The sequence below is a fragment of the Gordonia sp. SGD-V-85 genome, assembly GCF_001456905.1.
Taxonomy (GTDB): Bacteria; Actinomycetota; Actinomycetes; order Mycobacteriales; family Mycobacteriaceae; genus Gordonia; species Gordonia hongkongensis.
On record NZ_LNQO01000011.1, the window covers coordinates 89,119 to 111,678 of the forward strand.

General features: G+C 66.3%; 22 protein-coding genes. 12 read left to right on the forward strand and 10 right to left on the reverse strand.

From position 1 onward, the window contains the following. Nucleotides 1-22: 22 nt before the first annotated feature. The gene (locus AS181_RS14455; protein ID WP_058252261.1) at nt 23-880 is read left to right on the forward strand and encodes an alpha/beta fold hydrolase; all 858 of its coding nucleotides are present in this window, start codon (nt 23-25) and stop codon (nt 878-880) included. A 33-nt stretch (nt 881-913) separates the two neighbouring features. Here AS181_RS14455 and AS181_RS25155 read toward each other — a convergent pair whose 3' ends face one another. Further along, entirely contained in the window at nt 914-1,084 is a 171-nt protein-coding gene (locus tag AS181_RS25155) for a hypothetical protein (protein ID WP_165629180.1), read from the reverse strand. Between the two features lie 546 nt (nt 1,085-1,630). Between AS181_RS25155 and AS181_RS14460 the strand changes: the two genes are divergently transcribed. Then, nucleotides 1,631-2,305, forward strand: coding sequence for a slipin family protein (locus AS181_RS14460; RefSeq protein ID WP_058252262.1), 675 nt, complete (start codon nt 1,631-1,633; stop codon nt 2,303-2,305). Between the two features lie 150 nt (nt 2,306-2,455). Here AS181_RS14460 and AS181_RS14465 read toward each other — a convergent pair whose 3' ends face one another. Both AS181_RS14465 and AS181_RS14470 read right to left on the reverse strand, forming a co-directional pair. Then, nucleotides 2,456-4,657 carry a 3-hydroxyacyl-CoA dehydrogenase NAD-binding domain-containing protein gene (locus tag AS181_RS14465; RefSeq protein ID WP_058252263.1) on the reverse strand — a complete coding sequence of 734 codons (2,202 nt, stop codon included), beginning with the start codon at nt 4,655-4,657 and terminating at the stop codon, nt 2,456-2,458. 112 nt (nt 4,658-4,769) lie between these two features. Next, nucleotides 4,770-5,981: an acetyl-CoA C-acetyltransferase gene (locus AS181_RS14470; RefSeq protein WP_058252264.1), complete on the reverse strand. Its 1,212-nt coding sequence runs from the start codon at nt 5,979-5,981 to the stop codon at nt 4,770-4,772. Between the two features lie 129 nt (nt 5,982-6,110). Between AS181_RS14470 and AS181_RS14475 the strand changes: the two genes are divergently transcribed. From AS181_RS14475 to AS181_RS14500, 6 genes are all read left to right on the forward strand, one after another. Then, nucleotides 6,111-7,283 (forward strand): TetR/AcrR family transcriptional regulator, encoded by a 1,173-nt coding sequence (locus AS181_RS14475; protein WP_058252320.1) that lies wholly within the window; start codon nt 6,111-6,113, stop codon nt 7,281-7,283. Nucleotides 7,284-7,377: 94 nt separating this feature from the next. After that, nucleotides 7,378-7,995, forward strand: a complete 618-nt coding sequence (locus AS181_RS14480; protein WP_058252265.1) for a TetR/AcrR family transcriptional regulator — start codon at nt 7,378-7,380, stop codon at nt 7,993-7,995. Between the two features lie 65 nt (nt 7,996-8,060). Beyond that, the gene (locus tag AS181_RS14485) at nt 8,061-8,984 is read left to right on the forward strand and encodes an adenylate/guanylate cyclase domain-containing protein (protein WP_058252266.1); all 924 of its coding nucleotides are present in this window, start codon (nt 8,061-8,063) and stop codon (nt 8,982-8,984) included. Nucleotides 8,985-9,127: 143 nt separating this feature from the next. Next, nucleotides 9,128-9,553 (forward strand): hypothetical protein, encoded by a 426-nt coding sequence (locus tag AS181_RS14490; protein ID WP_175404337.1) that lies wholly within the window; start codon nt 9,128-9,130, stop codon nt 9,551-9,553. A gap of 279 nt (nt 9,554-9,832) precedes the next feature. After that, on the forward strand, nt 9,833-10,738 hold the full coding sequence (locus tag AS181_RS14495) for a hypothetical protein (protein WP_231742442.1): 906 nt from the start codon (nt 9,833-9,835) through the stop codon (nt 10,736-10,738). 186 nt (nt 10,739-10,924) lie between these two features. Beyond that, complete coding sequence (locus tag AS181_RS14500; protein WP_058252322.1) at nt 10,925-11,455, forward strand: hypothetical protein; 531 nt, start codon at nt 10,925-10,927, stop codon at nt 11,453-11,455. Nucleotides 11,456-12,302: 847 nt separating this feature from the next. Here the strand turns inward: AS181_RS14500 and AS181_RS14505 are convergent. Genes AS181_RS14505 through AS181_RS14520 form a run of 4 tightly spaced genes read right to left on the reverse strand, consistent with a single transcriptional unit; the run spans nt 12,303 to nt 15,353 of the window. Beyond that, nucleotides 12,303-13,391, reverse strand: coding sequence for a sulfate/molybdate ABC transporter ATP-binding protein (locus tag AS181_RS14505; RefSeq protein ID WP_058252268.1), 1,089 nt, complete (start codon nt 13,389-13,391; stop codon nt 12,303-12,305). Next, complete coding sequence (locus tag AS181_RS14510; RefSeq protein WP_082652945.1) at nt 13,388-14,203, reverse strand: ABC transporter permease; 816 nt, start codon at nt 14,201-14,203, stop codon at nt 13,388-13,390. The genes AS181_RS14505 and AS181_RS14510 overlap by 4 nt, the downstream gene beginning before the upstream one ends. After that, on the reverse strand, nt 14,200-14,955 hold the full coding sequence (gene modA / locus AS181_RS14515) for a molybdate ABC transporter substrate-binding protein (protein ID WP_058252270.1): 756 nt from the start codon (nt 14,953-14,955) through the stop codon (nt 14,200-14,202). Before modA ends, AS181_RS14510 begins: the two co-directional genes overlap by 4 nt. Continuing rightward, entirely contained in the window at nt 14,952-15,353 is a 402-nt protein-coding gene (locus AS181_RS14520; RefSeq protein ID WP_058252271.1) for a TOBE domain-containing protein, read from the reverse strand. The genes modA and AS181_RS14520 overlap by 4 nt, the downstream gene beginning before the upstream one ends. Nucleotides 15,354-15,634: 281 nt before the next feature. Here AS181_RS14520 and AS181_RS14525 point away from each other — a divergent pair, with 281 nt between their 5' ends. Together AS181_RS14525 and AS181_RS14530 are read left to right on the forward strand one after the other, a co-directional pair. Further along, on the forward strand, nt 15,635-16,669 hold the full coding sequence (locus tag AS181_RS14525; protein ID WP_058252272.1) for an ATP-binding cassette domain-containing protein: 1,035 nt from the start codon (nt 15,635-15,637) through the stop codon (nt 16,667-16,669). Continuing rightward, nucleotides 16,669-17,514: an ABC transporter permease gene (locus AS181_RS14530; protein ID WP_058252273.1), complete on the forward strand. Its 846-nt coding sequence runs from the start codon at nt 16,669-16,671 to the stop codon at nt 17,512-17,514. Before AS181_RS14525 ends, AS181_RS14530 begins: the two co-directional genes overlap by 1 nt. A 36-nt stretch (nt 17,515-17,550) precedes the next feature. Here AS181_RS14530 and AS181_RS14535 read toward each other — a convergent pair whose 3' ends face one another. Next, nucleotides 17,551-18,714 (reverse strand): ROK family transcriptional regulator, encoded by a 1,164-nt coding sequence (locus AS181_RS14535; protein ID WP_058252323.1) that lies wholly within the window; start codon nt 18,712-18,714, stop codon nt 17,551-17,553. Between the two features lie 678 nt (nt 18,715-19,392). Between AS181_RS14535 and AS181_RS14540 the strand changes: the two genes are divergently transcribed. Next, nucleotides 19,393-20,469 (forward strand): sigma-70 family RNA polymerase sigma factor, encoded by a 1,077-nt coding sequence (locus AS181_RS14540; protein WP_058252274.1) that lies wholly within the window; start codon nt 19,393-19,395, stop codon nt 20,467-20,469. Between the two features lie 25 nt (nt 20,470-20,494). Here the strand turns inward: AS181_RS14540 and AS181_RS14545 are convergent, their stop codons facing one another. Continuing rightward, entirely contained in the window at nt 20,495-20,911 is a 417-nt protein-coding gene (locus AS181_RS14545) for a VOC family protein (RefSeq protein ID WP_058252275.1), read from the reverse strand. An 83-nt stretch (nt 20,912-20,994) separates the two neighbouring features. Between AS181_RS14545 and AS181_RS14550 the strand changes: the two genes are divergently transcribed. Next, nucleotides 20,995-21,705, forward strand: coding sequence for a histidine phosphatase family protein (locus AS181_RS14550; protein ID WP_058252276.1), 711 nt, complete (start codon nt 20,995-20,997; stop codon nt 21,703-21,705). A gap of 51 nt (nt 21,706-21,756) precedes the next feature. Here the strand turns inward: AS181_RS14550 and AS181_RS14555 are convergent, their stop codons facing one another. Next, the gene (locus tag AS181_RS14555) at nt 21,757-22,503 is read right to left on the reverse strand and encodes an SDR family NAD(P)-dependent oxidoreductase (protein WP_058252277.1); all 747 of its coding nucleotides are present in this window, start codon (nt 22,501-22,503) and stop codon (nt 21,757-21,759) included. Nucleotides 22,504-22,560 lie beyond the last annotated feature (57 nt).

Here is a 22,560-nt window from a genome sequence, read left to right on the forward strand (position 1 = left end):
AACACGTTCTAGTCTGGTCGACGTGGATGTCACCTTCGATGCGACCAAACGGGAACTGACGACCGACCAGGGCACGCTGCGCTATCACGAGGCCGGTGACGCCGACGCGCCGCCGTTGATCCTGTTGCACGGGTCCGGCCCCGGCGTGACCGGCTGGCGCAACTACCGCGGGAACCTCGGACACTTCGCTCAGACGCACCACTGTTTCGTTCTCGAGTTCCCCGGCTTCGGGGTGAGCGACGCCGTCGAGGGCCACCCGGTGCTCACCGCCGGCGGTTCGGTCATCCGGTTCATGGACGCGCTCGGCATCGACAAGGCCGCGATGATCGGCAACTCGATGGGCGGCGTCGTCGGCGTCAACCTCGCTATCAAGAAGCCCGAGCGTGTCGAGAAGCTCGTGACCATCGGCGGCGTCGGCCCGAATGTGTTCAGCCCCAGCCCCAGCGAGGGCCTGCGGTTGCTGCAGGAGTTCACCGACGCCCCGGACAAGGACAAATTGGTCCGCTGGCTGAACTCGATGGTCTTCGATCGCTCCCTGGTCACCGAGGAGCTCATCGCCGAGCGCTGGGAGGCGGCGATCAATCCCGACGCGCAGAAAACCGCGCAGATGATGTACGGCTCAGCGGCATTCGAGATGCAGCAGCAGTTCATGGCCGCGTCCGACAACCCGCCGTACTGGGCGTCGATGCACAAAGTCGCCTGCCCGACGCTGCTGACCTGGGGCCGCGACGACCGCGTCAGCCCACCCGACATGGCGATGGTCCCGATGCGCCTGATCCCCGACGCCGAGCTGCACATCTTCCCGAGATGCGGACACTGGGTGATGATCGAGGCGAAGGCCGCCTTCGAGGCGACGGTGGGAGCCTTCCTCGCCCGATGATTGCTTGTGGTCGAGTCGCGCCGCCGGGCGTCGTCACCCCCGCGACCACAACAGGTACCCGACCGCAATGGCGAACACGCCAGGACCCAGACACACCAGGTGATCGCGGGTCACCGCCTCGTCGAGGTCGGCTTCGGAGAATCCGGCACGCACCGCGTGCTCGCGCAGGATGAGGCCGGAACGATCGGTGGGTATCGGGATCACAAACACTTGGACGCGTCCGGCGCCCGAACGGTTCCATCCCCCGCTCCCTACTAATCCGAAAGAACGACCTAACTCCTGTTCCCTGAGGTGCGAGGAGCGAAAGCGACGAGCCACGAAGGGCTCGGTGAGACGAACTGCGACGACCCTTCGTGGCTCGCTTCGCTCGCACCTCAGGGAGCAGGGGTTGCGCTCGCACATCAGACCAGGGATCAACGCTCGTTAATTCCGTTGCGCCCCAGCGCACGACGCTGGCATAGTTCCCGTTCGGCACGAGGACCAGCAGACCGGAGCGGGGTACCGCAAAGTGTTTCTGCGCGTCGGAATCCTCGTCCGCCTTCAGATGGCAAGGGATACATCCCGAGCAGGTTCGAGTCCTGACACGGCACCGCTCCCGGGAGCACGGGCCGGGCCGGTCTTGTGGTCGTCGTCCGAGTCGTCCGCGACTCCGCGGCGAACCCCACCGGCTGGTCCACCCGCGAGCGGTGTCGCCATCCGAACCCACACCCGACCCGACAAGCATTGCGACGCAACGGAAGGAGGATCGCCATGCTGTTCCACAACCGAATCACCGTCCCGCCGGGCCACACCGTGCTGGCCTACCGGGGTACCGCCGTCCAGGCGCTGCCCGCCGGCCGCCACCGTGTGCGCAAGCCTGACGCCACGTTCGACGTCGACCTGCGCGAGCGACTGATCCCCGTCGCGCCGCAGGAGATACTGACCGCCGACTCCATGTCGGTTCGTGTCTCGATGACGTTGCGTGCCTGCGTGATCGACGCGGCGGCCTTCGTCGAGCGGTCTGCCGACCCGATCGGCGCGGTCTACCTGGCCGCGCAGGTCGCGCTGCGCGAGGTCTGCGCCGGCGTGGGTTCGGACGACCTCATCCGTCGCGGCGACACCGTCGACGTCACGCCGATCCGCGCCGCGGCTGCCGAGGTAGCCGGCACCGTCGGTCTGGAGGTTCTCGAGGTCGTCTGTCGCGACGTCATCGTCCCGGCCGAGGTCCGCACCGCGGCCCTCGAGGTGATCACGGCGAAGACCCGCGGTCAGGCCAAGCTCGAGGCGGCACGCGCGGAGACCGCCGCGCTGCGCGCGCTGGCCAACGCGGGCCGGTTGCTCGATGCCCACCCGGCACTGGCCCAGCTGCGCCTCGTCGAGTCGGTGCCGTATGGCGCCCGCGTCGTCCTCAGCGTCGGCGGTGCCGAGGTGGCGACCGAGGACTGAGCCTTCCCGCGGTCCCGTCTCCGTCCCGCTGATCGGATCAGATCAGCGGGATGGAAATGGCCACGCGGGAACGGTTTTGGCACAACAAAGCCCCGGCCGGAACGAATCCGGCCGGGGCCCTTGTTGTCTGCTGGTCACCCAGCGAAATCCCTACTTCGCAGCGAGGTTTTCGTTGGTCAGCTTGGTGACACCCTGCTCGGCCTTCTCGACCAGCGAGGCCGGCGGCTCGAAGTGCTTGCCGTACTTGCCCGCGAGTTCCTTGGCACGCGCGACGAAGCCGGGCACGCCACCCTCGTAACCGTTGATGTACTGGATGACACCACCGGTCCAGGCGGGGAAGCCGATGCCGAAGATAGAACCGATGTTGGCGTCCTCGACCGAGGTGAGCACACCTTCGTCGAAACACTTGACGGTCTCGAGGGACTCGGCGAAGAGCATGCGCTCCTTCATGTCCTCGAGCGGGATCTCCGTGGTGCCCGACTTGAAGTGCTCACGCAGACCCGGCCAGAGCTGGGTGCGCTTGCCGTTCTCGTCGTAGTCGTAGAAGCCCTTGCCGTCCTTCTTGGCGGTGCGGCCGTTCTCGACCATCCAGTCGACGACCGCGTTCGAGCCGTGCTGCGGAAATTCCTTGCCCTCGGCCTTGGCCGCTGCCTCGGTCTCCTTGCGGATCTTCTGCGGCAGGGTCAGGGTCAGCTCGTCCATGAGCTGCAGCGGCGCGGCCGGGTAGCCGGCCTGGGTGCCCGCATGCTCGATGAACGCCGGCTCGACGCCCTCGCCGACGGCCGCGATGGCCTCGTTGACGAAGGTGCCGATGACGCGGCTGGTGAAGAAGCCACGGCTGTCGTTGACGACGATCGGGGTCTTGCGGATCGCCAGCGTGTAGTCGATGACCTTGGCCAGCACGGCATCCGAGGTCTTCTCACCCTTGATGATCTCGACCAGCGGCATCTTGTCGACCGGCGAGAAGAAGTGGATTCCGATGAAGTCCTCGGAACGCTTCACACCCTCGGCGAGGATGGTGATCGGCAGCGTCGAGGTGTTGGAACCCAGGACGGCGTCGGGCTCGACGATGTCCTCGATCTCCTGGAACACCTTGTGCTTGACCTCGACCGACTCGAAGGCGGCCTCGATAACGAGGTCGACGCCCTTGAAGTCGGCGGCATCGACGGTCGGGTGGATACGGGCGAGCAGCGCGTCGCTCTTCTCCTGGGTGGTCTTGCCCTTGGCGAGAGCCTTCTCCTCGAGCTTCTCCGAGTAGCCCTTGCCACGCTTGGCGGCGTCGAGGTCGATGTCCTTGAGGACGACCTCGATGCCGGCCTTCGCCGACACGTAAGCGATTGCCGCGCCCATCATTCCGGCGCCGATGACGCCGACCTTCTTGGCGGTGAACTTGTCGTAACCCTCGGGGCGCGAGCCGCCGCCGTTGATGTGCTGCAGGTCGAAGAAGAACGCCTTGATCATGTTCTGCGCGACCTGGCCGGTGACCAGCGAGACGAAGTAGCGGGTCTCGATGATGTCGGCGGTGTCGACGTCGACGTAGGCGCCCTCGACCGCGGCGGCCAGGATGGCGCGCGGAGCCGGCATGTTGGCGCCCTTGATCTGCTTGCGCAGCAATGCCGGCAGAGCCGGGAGGTTCGCGGCGAACGCCGGGTTGGTGGGGGCACCGCCCGGGATCTTGTAACCCTTGACGTCGAACGGCTGCTGAGCCTCGGGGTTCTCCTTGATCCATGCCTTCGCGGCGGGGATCAGTTCCTCGATGGAGCCGACGACCTCGTTGACCAGGCCGGTCTCCTTGGCCTTGGTCGGGTTGAAGCGCTGGCCCTGGAGCAGAACACCCATGAGGGCGTTCTGGATACCGAGCAGACGGACGGTACGCACGACGCCACCGCCGCCGGGCAGCAGGCCGAGGGTCGCCTCGGGCAGGCCGATCTGAACACCCTTGACGTCCGCGGCGATGCGGTAGTGGGTGTGCAGCGCGATCTCCAGGCCGCCGCCGAGTGCGGCACCGTTGATGGCCGCGACGACCGGCTTGCCCAGGGTCTCGAGACGACGCAGCACCTTCTTCATGGCGTTGGTGGTCTCGGTGATCTGCGTGGCGATCTCCTCCTTGGAGACACCGCTGCGATCGCTCGTCATGTCCTTGAGGTCGCCGCCGGCGAAGAAGGTCTTCTTCGCGGAGGTGAGGACGACACCGGTGATGTCGTCCTTCTCGGCCTCCAGGCGATCGACGGTCGCGGCCATCGACTCCTGGTACAGCGCGTTCATCGTGTTGGCGCCCTGGTTGGGGTCGTCCATGGTCAGGATGACGACGCCATCGGCGTCCTTCTCCCAGTTGATCATGTTGTCACTCATGGTGATTCGCAGAGTTCTTTCTCGTGAAGTGGTCATCGCTGCCCCCTGAGGAGCGAGCGAAGCGACGCGCCCCGCCGCCCCCTGAGGAGCGAGCGAAGCGAGCCTCGAAGGGTCAGAGACGCTCGATGACGGTCGCGACGCCCATGCCGCCACCGATGCAGAGGGTGATCAGGCCGTAGCGGCCGCCGGTGCGCTCGAGCTCGTCGAGGCAGGTGCCGTAGATCATCGCGCCGGTTGCACCGAGCGGGTGACCCATGGCGATCGCGCCACCGTTCACGTTGACCTTCTCGTGCGGGATCTTCAGATCCTTCATCCACTTCATGACGACCGAGGCGAAGGCTTCGTTCAGCTCGAACACGTCGATGTCGTCGACCGTCAGGCCGGCCTTCTTCAGAGCCAGCTCGGTGGCCGGAGTCGGGCCGGTGAGCATGATGGTGGGCTCGCTGCCGATCTCGGCGAAGGACACTACGCGGGCGCGCGGGGTCAGACCGTTGCGCTTGCCCGCCTCCTCGCTGCCGACGAGCACGAGGCCCGAACCGTCGACGATGCCGGAGCTGTTGCCGCCAGTGTGGACGTGGTTGATCTTCTCGACGCTCGGGTACTTCTGCAGTGCCACGTCGTCGAAGCCGGCCATGTCGGCCAGGGCGGCGAAGGCGGCCTTCAGCTTGCCGAGGCTCTCGACGGTGCTGCCGGGACGACGGTGCTCGTCGTGATCGAGGACGGTGACGCCGTTGATGTCCTTGACCGGAACCACGGACTTGGTGAAGTAGCCGCTGTTCCATGCCTTTTCGGCACGAGCCTGCGACTCGGCCGCGTAGGCGTCGACATCCTCGCGCGAGAAGCCCTCGATGGTGGCGATCAGGTCGGCACCGATGCCCTGCGGGACGATGTAGTGGTCGTATGCAGTGGCCGGGTCGGTGAACAGCGCACCGCCGTCGCTACCCATCGGGACGCGCGACATCGACTCGACGCCACCGGCCAGAACCAGGTCGTCGAAGCCGGAGGCGACCTTGGCCGAGGCCAGGTTGACGGCCTCCAGACCCGAGGCGCAGAAGCGGTTGATCTGGGTTCCCGGGACGGTCTCGGGGAGACCGCTGTTGAGGGCGGCGGTGCGCGAGATGACCGCGCCCTGCTCGCCGACCGGGGAGACGACACCGAGGATGACGTCGTTGACGTCGGCCGGATCGAGGCCGCCGTGACGCGACAGGACCTCGTTGATGAGACCGGAGACCAGGTCGACCGGCTTCACGCTGTGCAGCGAACCGCCGCGCTGCTTGCCACGAGGCGTACGGATCGCCTCGTAGATGAATGCTTGATCAGGCACGAAAGTGTTCCTTTCACACGAACCACTGGTTGGTTACCCACCGAGGCTAACGCGGAATAACTAGTTTGGCTATACCCGGTGGTCAAGAGGTCTGGCGTTCTGTCGAATGTGCGCTATGGTCTGTTCACCATGCCTGACCGCAAACCCGCCACCCGCACCAGGGGCGCCGACCGCAAACGACAGCTCGTCGACTCCGCGGCCGCGCTCTTCCTCCAGCGTGGGTATGCGCAGGTCTCGCTGGCCGACATCGCGCGCTCGGCGGGGGTCACCGCGCCGTCGGTGTACCGGCATTTCGACGACAAGCAGTCGCTGCTGGCCGCGGCGGTCCTGGCCGGCGTCGACGATCTCGAGTCCTGCACCGACCGGGCGCTCGCCGACGGCGTCGACGCGAACTCGCTGATCTCGACGGTCTGCGACCTGGCCGTCCAGCGTCCCCAAGCGGCATCGCTGTGGCGATGGACCAGCAACTACCTCACCACCGAACAGAACAAACTGGTGGCAGTCCGCACCCGCGAGGTGATCGGCCACTGGGCGTCGGCGCTCGCCGCCCGGCGCACGGATCTGACCGACCGTGAGGCCGTGCAGTTGGCGTGGGCGGTATTGAGCGTCAGCGGCAGCCTCACCGTGCACCACACCCGCATGTCCGGGGCGCGGGCACGAGACGAGATCGAGAAGCTCATCCGCCGGATTCTCGCCCTGAGCCCCGCTGCGGCACCGCCGTTCGCGACGTCGCCGACGGTCACCTCTGTGCCCGGTTCGCGGCGTGACGAGATCCTCGACGCCGCCGCCGAGTTGTTCGCCGACCGCGGCTACACCGATGTCGGCGTCGACGAGATCGGCGGCGCCGTCGGCATCGCGGGTCCCAGTGTCTACAAACATTTCCCGTCGAAGCTGGCCATCCTCGTCGCCATCGGACAGCGCAGCGGCGCGCGCCTGGAGGCGGGGGTGATGGCGGCCTACGGCGCCACCTCGGACCCCGCGAAATTGCTTGCCTCGCTCGTCGATTCGTATGTCGACGTGATCACCAGCACCCCGGATCTGTCGGTGAGCTTCAACAACTCCCCCGCGCTCGCCGGACAAGCGAGCGCCACCGATCTCGTCGACGTGCAGCGACGTTATGTGGCGCGCTGGGTGGATCTGCTCATGCAAGTCGATCCGGAGATCAAGCGCGATCAAGGCGCGGTCGCCGTGCACGCGGCGCTCTCGATCGTCAACGACGCCGTGCGCATGCGACGCGGCTCGGAGAGTCCGCAGTTCGCCGCGCGGATGGCGTACCTCATGAAGGGCGTGCTCGCGCTCTGATCCGCGCCGACGCGGAGTGCGCTGATTCGTGCCGCGGCTCAGATGAACCCGACGCTGTCCACGTTGTAACGTCCGGCACGAGAGAGGGGGCACGATGTCGGTAGCTGTGGATGACGGTTCCGGATCCAAGCGCGCGCAGATTTTGACCGTCGCGACAGAACACTTCGGCACAGTCGGTTACGAACACACGAAGTGGGCATCGATCGCCGACGAGGTCGGCATCGGACAGACCGCGCTCTACCACTATTTCGAGTCGAAGGCACACTGTCTTCTGACCATCATGCGCATCCAGCTCGCCGATTCGATCGAGCGATTCCGAGCGGGGACCGCCGGTATTCCTGACCCGGTTGAAGCCTTCGGCTCAGCAGTTGCGTCATCGCTGCGCGGGGAAACCGTCGACGTGCTGCAGCGACGAATAGTCCAGAACCAGATTGTCATCCTGGGCACTCCTCGCCGGTCGGACGGAGAAGAGGCCGAACGCGTCCGGTCGCGCGAACTGGTCGCCGAGATCGAGAGCAACTGGGCACACCTGATCAAGCGTGGAATGGACGCCGGCGATTTCGTCGACGGGGACGCCATGCTCCAGGCGCGTCTCGTACTGGGCGTCCTGGGGAGTGTGTGGCGCTGGTACCGCCCGGGTGGCCCGTTGTCTCTCAACGACGTGATCCGCACGGTATCGGACGCGACGATGCGGATGCTCTCCGCGCGTTAGACCGACCCTGCCGGACCGGCCTGCCCGCTATGCTGAGCCGACGCCGGAGATGGGACTCGGATCGGATGAACGACGCCTCGGAAGCGCGGGACCGCCCCCGCTACACTCGCGACGAACTGGTCGCCGAACTCGGACTGTCCGCTGATTTCGCCGAGAAAGCTTGGAATGCATTCGGTTTCGTGCGTCAACCGTCCTCAGACAAGGTTTTCTCCGATCGCGACCTCGCCGCGCTCCGGATGTTCGCATCCTCTTCGGCGGCGATGCCGGAGACCAGCCAGATCGCGATGGCCCGGGCAATCGGACAGACGATGTCCCGACTCGCGGAGTGGGAGGCCGACCTGCTGCGTGACATCGTCGACGACCCCGCGGTGCCGTGGGACTTCGACCAGATGAGCCTCGCGCTCGGCCAGATCCAGCAACTCATCTGGCGTCGGCACATGGCGCAGGCGATCGAGCGTCACACCGATCACTCCGACGACGAAGAGATCGACCTGATCGTCGGCTTCGCCGACATCGTCGGCTATACAAGCCTTTCCCGGCGCATCGATCTGAATGACCTGGAGTCCCTGCTCGGTTCGTTCGAAGACGACACGTTCGACGTGGTCGTGGATCATGGTGGCCGCGTTATCAAGACCCTCGGCGACGCGGTGATGTTCACCTTCGACGACGCCCCCGCCGCCGCGAGTGCCGCGCTCGAGATCCATCAGCTCTCCACGGACGACAGTCTTCCGCCGTTGCGGGTCGGCATGGCGCGCGGCTCCGTCCTCGCCCGGCTCGGAGACGTCTTCGGCGAGCCGGTGAACATCGCTTCCCGCCTCGCCGGATCCGCCCGTCCCGGAACCACACTCATCGACGACGCGATCGCCGATCAGCTCGGCGGTGATGACCGCTTCTACCTCAAATCGATACCGACACTGCGCGTTCGGGGGTACAAGCACCTCAAGGCCCGTGTCCTCGAAGCACACCGCGACGGCCCGCTCGGGGAGTAAGCCACCGACGAACCTCGTTTCGACTCCTGGACTTCGATCGAGGTCCATCGGTCGAGTCGAGGTTCGCCGGTCAGAGCGAGACGGGCTGTGGACGGAGACCGACTGTTCACGCCCCGCCCGACTAGGGTCGTCACCGAATATTTATGGTGGTTCGCGAAGTCAAAGGGGGAGTTTTGTCTGACTTGATCGTCGATCCAGCGGCTGTCGGGGCGTCAGCGACGGAGATCTCGAGATGCGCGTCTCGTCTGATGGCGTTGGAACTCACCTCGCATGCCGGCCTAGACGGTACGACGGCTACCTTCAGCCAGTTGGCCGGACAGTTCCGCGGGGCTTCGAGCGATATGTCCGCGGTGGCGGCGGGTGCGGACGAACGGATCGCATCCGCGCTGGCCAATGTGTCCGGCACGGTTTCCTCGTTCTCCGAACTGGTGCTCGGTGCCAAAGACACCACCGTCGAGACCGATCAGGCGAGTGCGAGCACGATCAAGGACGCCACGGCGTATCCCGCACGGCAAGGACAGCAGACCGACCACGTGGTCCCGCTCAGCGTTCTGCTGTCGGTCCAATAGGTCGTGCCGCCCAGCTATGACGACGTCATGTCCTGGAACCCCGAGGTCATGACGTCGATCGCGAATGGGATCACTCGACTGCAGGCACATCTGGAGGTCGAGGCACCAAAGGCCGGAGATCCCGTCATCAACCTGACCCGCGCACAGTGGACGGGGGTCGCGCGTGGGCCCGCCGACGATCGCGCGGAGGGGATCACACGATGGATTCGCGGTGTTGCCGACGAGTTCGGTGATCTGGCTTCCGTACTCACGAACGGACAGAGCAACATCCGCGACGCGATGAAGGCTCTCGAGACCCGAACCAGCCTTGCCGACTCCGACGGCTACGTCCTCGACCGCGGAAGCCGCGAGTACACCGTCAACTTCGACGCCGGTCGCGCACCCGAGGGTGCCGAGTACGACGCGGGACGAGCCTACGAACACCACGCCGCGCTGATCGGTCTCGGCACCGCGGCCGATAACGCGGTCACCGCGACCCGAGACGCGATCAATTCCGCACTCGGTGAACTCGGCGGCATGACACCCGCTGCGAACGCGGTCAACCGCGGGATCGTCGATGCGAGTCTCGCGGCCAGTGACGCCGCCGCGGTGCGCAATGGCACGGCAACTCTGGAGCAGCGGGGGCGCTTCCTTCGCGCAATGAACCTGACCCCGGAGCAATTGGAAAAGTTGAAAACCGGGCAGCCCACAGACGTCGATCCTTCAAGACTGGAGTACCTCAAGAACGCGTTGGGGCTCCCTGCAGGAAGCTCGCTTGCGGGGCCCGCGGTCACCACCGCACTTGGCGCCCTCGAACAACGCGGCCAGGATATCCGCTACGCCTACGACACCGATCGCCCCGGCGGACGCCATTCAGCGGGACGCGCGGGATTGACCCCGGATGACCTCTCTCGTCTCAACAAGATCGGCACCAATCTCTATCGCGGTTCCTTGGTCGGAGGCGTGGTGGTCACGGCGTTCGACGAATGGAGCAAGTACGAACGCGGTGAACAGGATGGCGGAGACGCGGTCGCCTCGGGCGTTGGTGCGGTGGGCGGCGGCGTGCTCGGCGGCATGGCCGCGGGGGCAGCTATAGGATCGTTCGCTGGTCCGATTGGCACAGCAGTTGGAGCAGGGATCGGCGCTGCGATCGGCAGTAATCTCGGTTCCAAAACCGGCAAGTGGGTGAAAGGGATTTTCGACTGATGATGGCCAGCAGAAAGGCGGTCAGGGTCGGGCGACCTCGTCATCGATCCAGGCGGCTTCCAACCAACTACTACACCGCGTATGTCACTTCCCGCCTCCAGAACGTGCTGGTATGCCTGCCGGCATCCCTCGCATTTGTTCTCGGTCTGCTCACCGGAGGAGCTCTGTCGTGACAAGAGCAAGCACGTGATCGCTGCAATCGAGTACGCGATCGTGAATCTCGGCAGCACGGCGACGCTTCGCGCTTCGACGCCGGCGCTGGATTTCTCGCCGGCACCGGCCTGGTATGACATGGACACCGAGACCGCTCACGAAGCTAGCGCAAGTCGAGTCCTCCTACGTTCGGAGAGTCCGGTTCCAGAGTTCGTCTCGAACGTGGTGGTCCAATACTTCGACCTGGGCCCCATTGACGTCCTTCGGTTGGACACACTCGATACCACGCTGGACATCGCAGCACTGGAGAACGCTACAGTGCTGAACCACAGTGCGCACCGAGACGGCTATCTCTGTGTGGACGACGGAAACTACACAGCCAAGGGTCGCGAGTTGCGCCTTCGCCGATCGCAGTTGGCCTACCGCGGATCGGATGGGCACTCGATGCTGTCCCTGTTCACCGGTACCGTCCCGATCGCCGATTGGGACCGGGTAATCAGCGAGATCACCGAGATGGAGGACCGTTGGCTGCGGACGACGACAACAACAAGTGGCGGGAACTGAGGACCTACTTCAGTGGGAGGTTCTCGATGTTCGTCACCTACCCGATCCTCTGTTTCATACTTGGATTGGTCCTGGCCTACTTCACCAGCACGTCCTGACCACGGCGCCGAGAGCTACCGGTGAACCTCACGCCGACTCTTCGACTTCGATCGCAGTCCAGCGGTCGAGCCCTGTGTCGGAGTTCGTGTTCGGCGCGACGATGACGCGGCGCGCATCGTCAAGTCGCAGGGAGCAGTATGTAATCGAATCACGACGTCAGAAGCCGAGGTCCCTCGAACAAGTCGACAGATCGGCACCCGCACATGCAGGGAAGACCACGGCCCCGTCACCTCGCAAAGTCGCTTCCGCGTGGGCTCGACTACTGGTTCGGCGGCGTCAGGACCTACACCCGCCACTTCTTGGCGGTCCTGCCATCTGCTTCGATGTTCGGTGTCGGACTGTTCGCTGGCATCAGCATATTCACGTGACAGGCGGCCGAATAGGCGGTCGTCAACCGCGGCGGAACCGTCCGCGCGGCATGACGATCGGTAGCGGCCTCGGATCAAGCGAAAGCTAACTGATGAAAGGACCATCCGCCCGATGAGTCGTCGCTACGAGCGACGGCATAGGCACGCAGAAGGTCGAGAGCCGGCAGAGGCGTTCTCAGCACGCCTTTCACAGTCCGCGTCGGACGCGACCAGCTACCTCATCAACGCTGCGATCTGCCTTCCGTCGGGGATCGTAATCTTTGCCCGTATGTTCTGTGGCCACGCGATAGCCGGTTGAGGGGCCGAGCCCCAACCCGCCAGACCTCAACTCGACCCCCAGACCTCGATCGAAGTCTGCCGGTCGAGTTGAGGTTCGCCGGTCAGAGCGAACCGGGCCCTACGCCGCTGATCCGCACCTCACTCGCCTTGACCACCAGGTAGACCGCCAGTCCGGTGACGAGTCCGAGGTCAGCGACCGCCGCCCAGGTCACCTCGGCGGCGACGATCTGCTCGCCCACCTCGGCGGTCATCACGGCGTGGTCACCCCGGGGCGCGACGTCACGGACGGTCGCGGCCAGCGTCGTACGCGGACTGCCATGCGGCGCTTCGAGATAGACGGCGACGGCGCGCGGCGAGAACGTGGCCGCTGCCCCGGCCCCCGGTGAGGGTCCATCGACCTCGACACCGCCGACGACCCGATTGCCGGAGGCGTCGACGACGGCGTCGCCCGCGTCCATGCGTCCCACGAACAGGTTGAGCCCGGACAGCGACGCCGCGAAACGACTGGTGGGTCGTGCCAGAACCGCACGCGTCGGACCGGATTCGACGACGCGACCGTCCTCGAGGACCAGGATGTCGTCGGCCAACCCGAGAGCGTCCACCGAGTCGTGGGTGACCATGATCGTCGTGCGGTCCCGATCGGCGAGAAGTGTGCGCAACAGCGCCCGCAATCGGCTCGCGACGTCGACGTCCAGGGCCCGAAACGGTTCATCCAGCAGCAGGATTCGGGGCTGCGCCGCCAGCGCTCGGGCGATAGCAACCCGCTGCGACTGGCCGCCGGAGAGCTGGTGCGGTTTACGGTCGGCGAGGTCGGTGACCTCCGTTGCCGTCAGCCAGCGTTCCACTCGTGCCCTGATCTCCGACCTCGAGAGACGCTGCGCCGAGGGCGCGAACGCCACGTTGTCGGCGACCGTCAGATGTGGGAACAGCCGCGCGTCCTGTGACAGTAATGCGATTCCGCGCCGGCTGGGCGGCACGAAGGTCGTCGCGTCACAGAACACCCTGTCGCCGAGCACTATCCGGGACCGATCGTCGCCGCGCACCAGTCCGGCGATCGCGCGCAGCATCGTCGACTTGCCGGCGCCGTTGGGCCCGACGACCGCGGTGGTCGCGCCCGCGGCGAACCGGTGCTCGACCCGCAACGCGGGCACCTCGAGGTCGATGATCACCTCCAGATCCGCGCCGGTCACAAACCACCCCCGACGCGCGAACGGCGGCTGTGCACTCCGACGACCACGATCAGGGATACGACAACCAGGATGAGCGACAACGGGATCGCGGCCTGTGGGTCGTCGATGGCCGACACATAGATCGCAAGTGGCGCGGTCTGGGTCACCCCGGGCGCGTTGCCGGCGAACGTGATCGTCGCACCGAACTCGCCCAGCGCCCGCGCGAACGCGAGCACGAGACCCGCGAACAGAGACGGCAGGACCAACGGGAGCGTGACCCGCCAGAGCGTCCGAGTCGGCCCCGCACCCAGGGTCGCGGCGACCTCCTCGTATCGCGTCCCGACGACGCGCACCGCGCCCTCGACGCTGATCACGAGGAAGGGCAGTGCGACGAAACTCTGCGCCAGTACCACCGCCGTTGTCGTGAAAGCGATGTCGATGCCGGCCGCATGCAGATGTTCACCGACGACCCCGAGCCGGCCGAAGGTGTACAGCAGGGCAAGACCACCGACCACGGGCGGTAAGACCAAGGGCAACAACACGAGTGCGCGGAGCACCCGGATCACCGGACCGTCGTATCGCGCGAACACCAGTGCCATCGGCACCCCGACCATCAGGCAGATGGCGGTGCTGCACGCGGCGGTGATCAGTGACAACCGCAGCGCGTCGAGCGACGAGGGCGACGAGATCTGGTCGACGAAGGTGCCCCACGGCGAACGGAAGAGCAGCGCCAGCGGAGGTAGCACGATCAACACGACGCCGATCAGTGCCAAGCCGTACGTCCAACCGGGCAACCCCGCCGGGTCCCGTCGGGAACGAAGGACCGTGCTCAAGGCGCCCCGAACCCGGCGTCGCGCAGGAAGCGCTGACCGTCCGCGCCCAGGACGAGGTCGACGAACTGCGTGGCGAGTTCGCCATCCCCGGCGCCGGCGAGCGCCGCGATCGGATAGGAGTTGACCACGGCGGCGAATGCCGGATCGGTCACGGTGGCCACCCTGTCGCCGGCTCCGCGCGCGTCGGTCACATACACCACGCCCGCATCCGCTTGGCCGGTCGTCACCTTGGTCAGCACCGCGCTCACCGACTGTTCCTCCGAGGCGGCGTCGATGGTGACACCGGTGTTGCGCTCGACGGTCTCGGTCGCGGCGCCGCACGGTTGAGCCGACTGGCAGATGACCGTCGTGACGTCAGGCTTGTTCAGATCGGAGAATGACCGGATCCCGCGGGGATTGCCCGGCGCCGTGACGATCACGAGTGTGTTGGTGGCGAAGACCGCCGGGTCGACGGCGAGATCACCCAGCTTGCGCATGTTCTTCTCGTCGGCGCTCGCGAACACATCGGCCGGCGCCCCCTGCTGGATCTGGTTGGCCAGCGTCGACGATCCGTCGAACGAGAGTCGTACCGTGACGCCGTCGTGCTGTGCCTCGAACTCATCGGCGATCGCCGTGAACGTCGTCTTCAGCGACGCCGCCGCCGAGATGTCGAGGGTCGAGGCCGCAGACCCGCCGGCATCTGAGCCACCGGACGAGGACCCTGCCACGATCAGCAGTCCGGCCGCGGCGACCGCGACGATGGACCTCCTCATCTGGCCTCCCTGTTGGTCTCGACGATCACCGTCGTCGCCTTGACGACGGCCGTGGCCACGACGCCGGGCCGTAGATCGAGTTCGTGAACTGCGTCCGCACTCATCAACGACGTCACCTCGAACGGACCGCATTGCAGGGTCACCTGAGCCATCACCGCGTCCGTGCGGACATCGGTGACGAGACCGGTGAACCGATTACGCGCCGAGCGTCCGACCGATGCCCAGTCGTCCGGTGCCACCGCGCGCTCGCGGGCCAGCGCGGCGAGCCGTGCGCCATCAACGGTGGCGACCGGTCCGCCATCGGACTGTTCCAAGACGCCGGTGGCCACCCACCGTCGAACCGTGTCGTCACTGACGCCGAGCAGAGTGGCTGCGTCTTTGATCCGAATAGCGGTCACGACGACATCTTATCCGCATATGCGGAGATATCGGTCTCCGGCATCCGCAGGCACGGATCTCAAAAAGGTTGACTTCAACTCAACTTGAAGTCTTACGCTCGGTTTCGGTCCGACCGTCGGATTCGCAGCCCCGCAACCGATGAATTCGGTGCGGGCAGACGGTCTGACTTCGAGTACGAGATCGCCACACCCCGAACATGCCCTGAATTGTTCCCTGACGTCACCCGCGCGCCACGTAATTCGGTCGCGGCTGTCACACCCCCTCTATACCGTGGAGAAACATGAGCTCAGTCACAGTTCCCACCACCGCGCCGGGAGAAGTCGCGACGGCCGATGTCGCCATCGAGGCCATCGACCTCGTAAAACGCTTCGGCGATTTCACGGCGGTCGACGGCGTCAGTTTCACCGTGCCGCGGGGTTCCGTGCTCGGCCTGCTGGGCCCCAACGGCGCCGGCAAGACCACCACTGTCCGAATGATGACCACCCTGTCGCCGCCCACGAGCGGGACAGCCCGCATCGCCGGCTACGACGTCCGGGAACAGCCCGGGATGGTCCGCCAGAACATGGGCCTCACCGGCCAGGCGGCCACGGTCGACGAGATCCTGACCGGCCGCGAGAACCTCCGCATGATCGGCGGTCTGTACGGCATCGGACGCAAGACCCTCGCGCGTCGATCGGAGGAACTCCTCGAGCAGTTCTCCCTCTCAGAGGCCGGTGACAAACAGGTCAAGTCCTATTCCGGCGGAATGCGCCGCCGACTCGACCTCGCGGTCAGCCTGCTGGCCACGCCACCGGTGCTCTTCCTCGACGAGCCGACCACCGGCCTCGACCCGCGCAGCCGTTCCGAACTCTGGGACGTCCTGCGCGATCTGGTCGCCGACGGAACCACGTTGCTGCTCACCACGCAGTATCTGGAGGAGGCCGACCAACTCGCCGACGACATCGTCGTCATCGACAAGGGCACCATCATCGCGCACGGCACGTCACTGCAGCTCAAGGAGCAGGCCGGTTCGGCCAGCCTGGTGCTGACCGTCTCGCACGCCGACGACCTGACGACCGCCGAGTCGCTGTTGCGCAAGAACGGGGCGGAGGTGTTCGTCGACGTGGCGGCCCGCCGGCTCACGACAGCCGCAGCCGGCCTGGGCGACCTGCCCCGCGTCGCCGCCTGGTTCGACGAGAGTGGCATCTCCGTCGACGACTTCGGACTCTCCCGGCCGAGCCTCGACGACGTCTTCCTCTCCCTCACCGGCCACCGCGCCGAGGAGTCGAGCAACACCGACGACACCGACAACACCACCGACGAGGAGCGTTCCTGATGACCACCACGGCACAGACCCACGCTGTGGTCGCGGACAAGCCGCGGATCCACCCCACCACGATCTGGCAACAGGCGTGGATCATGGTGAAGCGCAACATGATCCACACCAAACGGATGCCGGAGATGCTCTCCGACGTGACCATTCAGCCGATCATGTTCGTGCTGCTGTTCGCGTACGTGTTCGGCGCGTCGATCCAGACCGACTCGGCGTCGTACAAGGAGTTCCTGCTCCCGGGCATCATGGGTCAGACGATCGTGTTCACCGCGTTCATCGTGTCCACGGGCATCACCGCCGACCTTGAGAAGGGCATCATCGACCGGTTCCGGTCACTGCCCATCCAACGGTCGTCGGTGTTGATCGGACGCAGTATCGCCAGCCTGCTCCACAGTTCGATCGGCATCGTCGTCATGGCCGTGACCGGCCTGGCCATCGGCTGGCGGATCCGGGGCTCGTTCGGTGAGGCGGTCCTCGCATTCGCGCTGCTCCTGCTCTTCGGCTTCGCGATGATCTGGTTCGGCATCCTCATCGGTTCGTGGCTGCGGACGGTCGAGGCCGTCAACGGCTTCATGTTCTCGGTCCTGTTCCCGATCACGTTCCTGTCGAACGCGTTCGTCCCGACCGAGCCGATGCCCACCTGGCTCCGGACGATCGCCGAATGGAACCCGATGTCGTCACTGGTCCAGGCATTGCGTGTGCTGTGGGGTAACGGCCCGGCATTCGGTCCGGATGCGGCTCTCCCGCTGCAATATCCGGTCCTCGCCACCCTGATCTGGACGGTCGCGCTGACGCTCATCTTCGCGCCGTTCGCGCTGCGCGCCTACAACAAGCGAACCTCGGATTAGACCACCACCCGACCGAGGTTCGTCGACGCGACCCGCTCAGGCAGTCAACGTGATTGCTTGCAGCGGGTCGCTGTATATCGCGTCGAGAGACACCGCGCCGGCGGCCTGCTGCTGCACGGTCGCTCCCGAATGTGACACGCGCACATCCCGTTTGCTCACGATCGAGGTCTTGCGCACGGCCTTCGCGACCGTCGGCAGGCCGGCCGCGTAATCGGTGAACGCCTGTCCGCCGAGGATGATGTGATCGGGATTGAAGATGTCGGCGATCAGCCCGACCGTACGTCCGAGCACCTCCGCCCGCTCTTCGAGCAGACGACGTGCCGTGAGGTCACCGCTGCGGGCCAGGGCGTGGACATCTTCCACATCGGCTACCGAGAGGCCGAGTGCGCGTGCAGCTTCCACGACACCGGTGTCGCTCACCGCGGGCTCCAGGCGCCCCGTCCGGTTCGGGTCGAGCAACGTGGTCGATCCGGTCGGGAAGTGACCGATCACCGGCGGTCCCGCGGTCGGCGTGTGCACGGTCCCGCCGACGCTGAACGCGATGCCGAGCATCTCGCGCGCGTAGAAGTACAGGAAGCTCGACTGCTGGTCGTCGGGGTTGAGCACGAGTTCGGCGGCTGCCATGGCCTCGACGTGGGACGCAACCGACACCGGCAGTCCGACGGCCTCGGCGATCGTCCGGCCGACCTGTGCGCCCTCCCAGCCGAGCCGGGGATGGTCGACGATCCCGCCGTCGGCCACGCGCCCACCGAGCGCGACACCGACCCACAGCACCCGCCGGCCCGTCCAGCGCTCGGCGAAACGCCGTGCGCTGACACCGATGGCGGTGAGTGCTTCTTCCGGTGAATCGGCATGCGGGGTAGGGATCTGGATGGCCCCGACGACGCGATGCAGCAGGTCATGGGTGGTGATCGCGGTGACCTTGTATCCGATGTGGATACCGAGGGTGAGGAACTCGGAGATGTTGACCTCGAAGGGCAACCGCGGCCGCCCGATGGCGCCCGAGGGCGCAAGGTCGGCCCGTTCGCGGATCAATCCCGCCTTCAACAGCGCACTGACCTGGCGATTGACCGTGGAGATGCTGAGCCCGGTGCGCTCGGCCGCATCGTCGCGGAACAGCGGGCCGGACAACCGGGCGGCCCGGAGGACGAGCGCCGCGGGTTTGGTCGACAACTCCAGGCGCGGCGTTGCGACGTGCACCCGCTGGTCCCCCTTCACTGGTCCGCGTCGGTCGGCGACCGGACCCGGGGTCCGAGTCGGCGGTACGGAAGTCAACGGTACGGGCTGGCGCGTGCCCTGAGGAGCACGACGCACCGCGCGGGTGACCGGCTGACGCCGGACAGGAGAGGCGGGGGCGTTGCGCAAAGTACGGGTGGAGAGTTCGGGCAGTGTGGCGGTCATGATCGTCCTCGTCGAAAGACCCCGCGCATCGCGGGGCGGAAGCCGGAAGCTGGTGCTCTGAGAAGAGACTCGAGAAGCGACGCCCCGGGGAGGAGATTGACTCGGCGGGGGTCGGTCAGCGCATTCGACGACTACAACAGAGAACGCGTGCAAGCGGCAGACGACAGCCCAGCGCGGTGGTCACGTAGGTGACCTCCGTGAGCCTGTGGTCGGCACTTGTCATGCGGATCAAGCTAGCAACGCGGCCCCGTACCGGCAAGCCCGTCCCACCCCTGGTCACGGGCACCGACGACCGGTCGCACACGCGTCCACCGGCGAGAATAGGCCCGTGGCGCGACGCGGACAGGGGTTGCACTCAGCCTGATCCGAACTCGTCCGGCGTCCGGTCACTCGACCTGCGAACCGATGGAGAAGCGGACCGTGGTCGGCTTGGCCACTCGGGTCGAGCCTGTCGGTGCACCCCGGTAAATTGTGAGCATGACCACAACCAGCCCCGCGGCTGAGTCCAGCGTCGCGACCGACACCGAGTTTCTCGAGGTCAGCGAGCCGTTCCGCCGCGAGATCATCGCGCACTGCTACCGGATGACGGGGTCCCACCACGACGCCGAGGATCTAGCCCAGGAGACCTTCCTCCGCGCATGGAAGGGCTACGGGAAGTTCGACCATCGGGCGTCCGTGCGCACGTGGTTGCACAAGATCGCTACCAACACGTGTCTGACCGCTCTGCAGAGTTCACAACGACGCCCCCTCCCCTCCGGCCTCGGTGGCGACGCCTTCGACCCGACCGACGACCTGCTGCAGAACCACGAGGTGCCCTGGCTCGAGCCGTATGCCGGCACGGCCGACGAGATCGCGCCCGGCGACGACGCGGACCCCGCGTACGTGGTCGGCGCCCGCGAGTCGGTACGGCTGGCGTTCATCGCGGCACTGCAGCATCTACCCGAACGGCAGCGCGCAGTCCTCGTCCTCCGCGACGTGCTGCAGTGGCGCGCCGCCGAGGTCGCCGACACCATCGGTGTCACCACCGCCACCGTGAACAGTTTGCTGCAGCGGGCCCGCGAGCAGGTCAAGACCGCACACCCGCAGCAGGATTCGGTCGGAGTCGACGCCGCGACGACACTCGACGACGCCGCCAAGCGCGAGCTGCTGGCCCGCTACGTGTCGGCCTTCGAACGCTACGACGTCGACGCGATGGTGGAGCTCTTCACCGACAAGGCGATCTGGGAGATGCCGCCCTTCACCGGCTGGTACCAGGGCGCAGAGAGCATCGGAACCCTCATCCGTTGCAACTGTCCGGCCGAGAAGGCGGGCGATCAGATCATGCTGCCCACGACAGCCAACGGGCAGCCGGCCTACGGGCTGTACATGCGCGAACCGGACGGCGTCCACCGACCGTTCCAGCTCCAGGTGCTCGAGATCGACCCGCAGACAGCCAAGGTCAGCCATGTCGTCGCCTTCTTCAGCGACGACATGGAGAGCGATTTCGCACGCTTCGGTCTGCCGGCGACCCCGTACGACGCACCGGCACGCACGTCGCCGAGCCCCTGGCACTGAGACCGTCCGGTTCGCGCGGCGCCGATCAGTCGTCAGCGGTCTTCGGGATCTGCGAGGGGTCCATCCACACGATCTCCCAGGCATGACCGTCCGGGTCACAGAAACTGCGGCAGTACATGAAGCCCAGGTCCTCGGCTGCGCGGAGTTCCCGGCCGCCGCAACCGAGTGCCGCTTCGGCGAGCCGGTCGGCGTGTGCGCGGCTGTCAGCGGAAATGGCCAGCAACGACTCGCGGCCCTGCAGTGGGTCGGCGACTGCGGTGGCCGCGTAGCCGGCGAATCGTCGTCGCTGCATGAGCACGACCATCGCCGAGTCGTTGATCATCATGCACGCGCTCCCGGCATCGCAGAAGATCTCGTCGAAGTGGAAGCCGAGCGATCCGAAGAACCGACGAGACCGCGCGACGTCTACGACGGGCAGGTTGACGAACAGCATCGGCGTCACGGGCGCACTCCAGACATCTCGGGGTCGCTGATACTGACCGGCCCGACGCCTCGAACTCATCGAAGCCGACATAGGGTGCAGGAATGGGTGTGATCTATCTGGTTCGTCATGGTCAGGCGAACGCATTGGCGTATGGCATCGCCGACGCCACCGACGATCTGAGCAACGGACCCGGCGGTCTCACCACGGCCGGGGCCACACAGGCCGCGCTGTCCGGTGGATTCCTCGCCGGGCAGATCGGCACCTTCACCGCAGCCGCCAGTGGCGACCTCCCGCGCCAGCAGCAGACGCTGAGCGGCGTGCTGGGGGCTTTCGACACCGGTCGACCTCAGCCGCACGTCGACCCGGGGTGGAACGAGTACTCACTGCCCGCACTGGTCGGCGAGGCCACGCCGGAGATGTATCGCGACGGCCGCAGCTACCAGGAACAGCTCGACAAGGGGCTCGCGGCCTGGATAGCGGCCGGCGAGCACGACGCAGCTCCTGGCCTCGACGGCGGCCCCGCCGAGAGCTACCCCCAGTTCAAGGCGCGCGTCTCCGACGCGGCCGCCCGCGCCACCGAGCTCGCCGGGTCGGGTCAGACGGTGCTCGTGGTGTCCTCGGCCGGCACCATCACCCAGTGGATCGCCCAGTTGTGGGGCATCCCCGACGAGACCTGGCCGGCGATGGCCCGCACGATGGTCAACGCGTCGATCAGCAAACTGATCGTCGGACGCAGCGGCGTCTCGGTGGTGTCGTTCAACGAGCACGGTCACCTGTCGGACCGCGACGGCGGGATCGCGACCTTCCGGTGACCCTTCGAGGCTCGCTCCGCTCACACCTCAGGGAGCAGTGCGGCTCAAAACCTACGCCCGGTGCAGGTTCTCGCCGGGTCGGGTGATGACAACGTTCGGAAGCACCGCGTACCGCGACAGCTGGGTGATCGAGTGGGCGATCACCGCGATGTCGTCGGCCGTGATCATCTCGTCGGCAGGAATGCGGTCTTTGAGCCAGTCGGTCATGTCGGTGTTGACGTAGCCCGGTGCGATCGTCGTCGCGCTGACCCCGCTGCGTGACTCCTCGAGATTGAACGTCTCGCACAACGAGATGAGCGCCGCCTTGGTGGCACCGTAGGCGGACAGCTCCGGCTCCGGATAGACGCCGGTGATCGACGCCACGGCAATGACTTTCGCGGCCCCATGGGCCTCTGCGGTGGCGCGCAGGGCGGGCAGCGCGGACTGAAGGAGGATGTAGGGAGCGCGGACATTCACTTCATACAGCCGGTCGAATCGCTTCACCGGGAGGTCGGCGATCGCCCCCTTCGAGCCCATCCCGGCGTTGACGATCAGCGCGTCGAACCGCCCGAATGCCTCCGCATGAGCCGTACCGAGCGCGCTGATGGCGTCGGCGTCGGTCATGTCGGCGGGGACGACCTCCACCCGCCCGGCGCCACGCTCGAGAAGCTCGGCCGCCTTCTTCTCCAACGCTTCTCGACCACGGGCACTGATGGTCAGGTCCCAGCCGTCGGCGGCGAACCGGTCGGCGATGGCCGCACCGATCCCCCTCGACGCCCCGGTCACCAGCGCAGAACGATTGTTGTCCGATTCACTCATTGCCTACCCCCTTCGGTGCGCGCACCGCGCGACTGTGTTCTGTTGACGCCGTTGCTC

Excerpts from the sequence above, each read along its gene's own strand:
- AS181_RS14525 (WP_058252272.1), top strand. The coding sequence starts at position 15,635 with ATGAGCTCAGTCACAGTTCCCACCACCGCGCCGGGAGAAGTCGCGACG.
- AS181_RS14530 (WP_058252273.1), top strand. The coding sequence starts at position 16,669 with ATGACCACCACGGCACAGACCCACGCTGTGGTCGCGGACAAGCCGCGG.
- AS181_RS14480 (WP_058252265.1), top strand. The coding sequence starts at position 7,378 with ATGTCGGTAGCTGTGGATGACGGTTCCGGATCCAAGCGCGCGCAGATT.
- AS181_RS14495 (WP_231742442.1), top strand. The coding sequence starts at position 9,833 with ATGAAGGCTCTCGAGACCCGAACCAGCCTTGCCGACTCCGACGGCTAC.
- AS181_RS14550 (WP_058252276.1), top strand. The coding sequence starts at position 20,995 with ATGGGTGTGATCTATCTGGTTCGTCATGGTCAGGCGAACGCATTGGCG.
- AS181_RS14475 (WP_058252320.1), top strand. The coding sequence starts at position 6,111 with ATGCCTGACCGCAAACCCGCCACCCGCACCAGGGGCGCCGACCGCAAA.
- AS181_RS14485 (WP_058252266.1), top strand. The coding sequence starts at position 8,061 with ATGAACGACGCCTCGGAAGCGCGGGACCGCCCCCGCTACACTCGCGAC.
- AS181_RS14465 (WP_058252263.1), bottom strand. The coding sequence starts at position 4,657 with ATGAGTGACAACATGATCAACTGGGAGAAGGACGCCGATGGCGTCGTC.
- modA (WP_058252270.1), bottom strand. The coding sequence starts at position 14,955 with ATGAGGAGGTCCATCGTCGCGGTCGCCGCGGCCGGACTGCTGATCGTG.
- AS181_RS14555 (WP_058252277.1), bottom strand. The coding sequence starts at position 22,503 with ATGAGTGAATCGGACAACAATCGTTCTGCGCTGGTGACCGGGGCGTCG.
- AS181_RS14460 (WP_058252262.1), top strand. The coding sequence starts at position 1,631 with ATGCTGTTCCACAACCGAATCACCGTCCCGCCGGGCCACACCGTGCTG.
- AS181_RS14490 (WP_175404337.1), top strand. The coding sequence starts at position 9,128 with ATGGTGGTTCGCGAAGTCAAAGGGGGAGTTTTGTCTGACTTGATCGTC.
- AS181_RS14540 (WP_058252274.1), top strand. The coding sequence starts at position 19,393 with ATGACCACAACCAGCCCCGCGGCTGAGTCCAGCGTCGCGACCGACACC.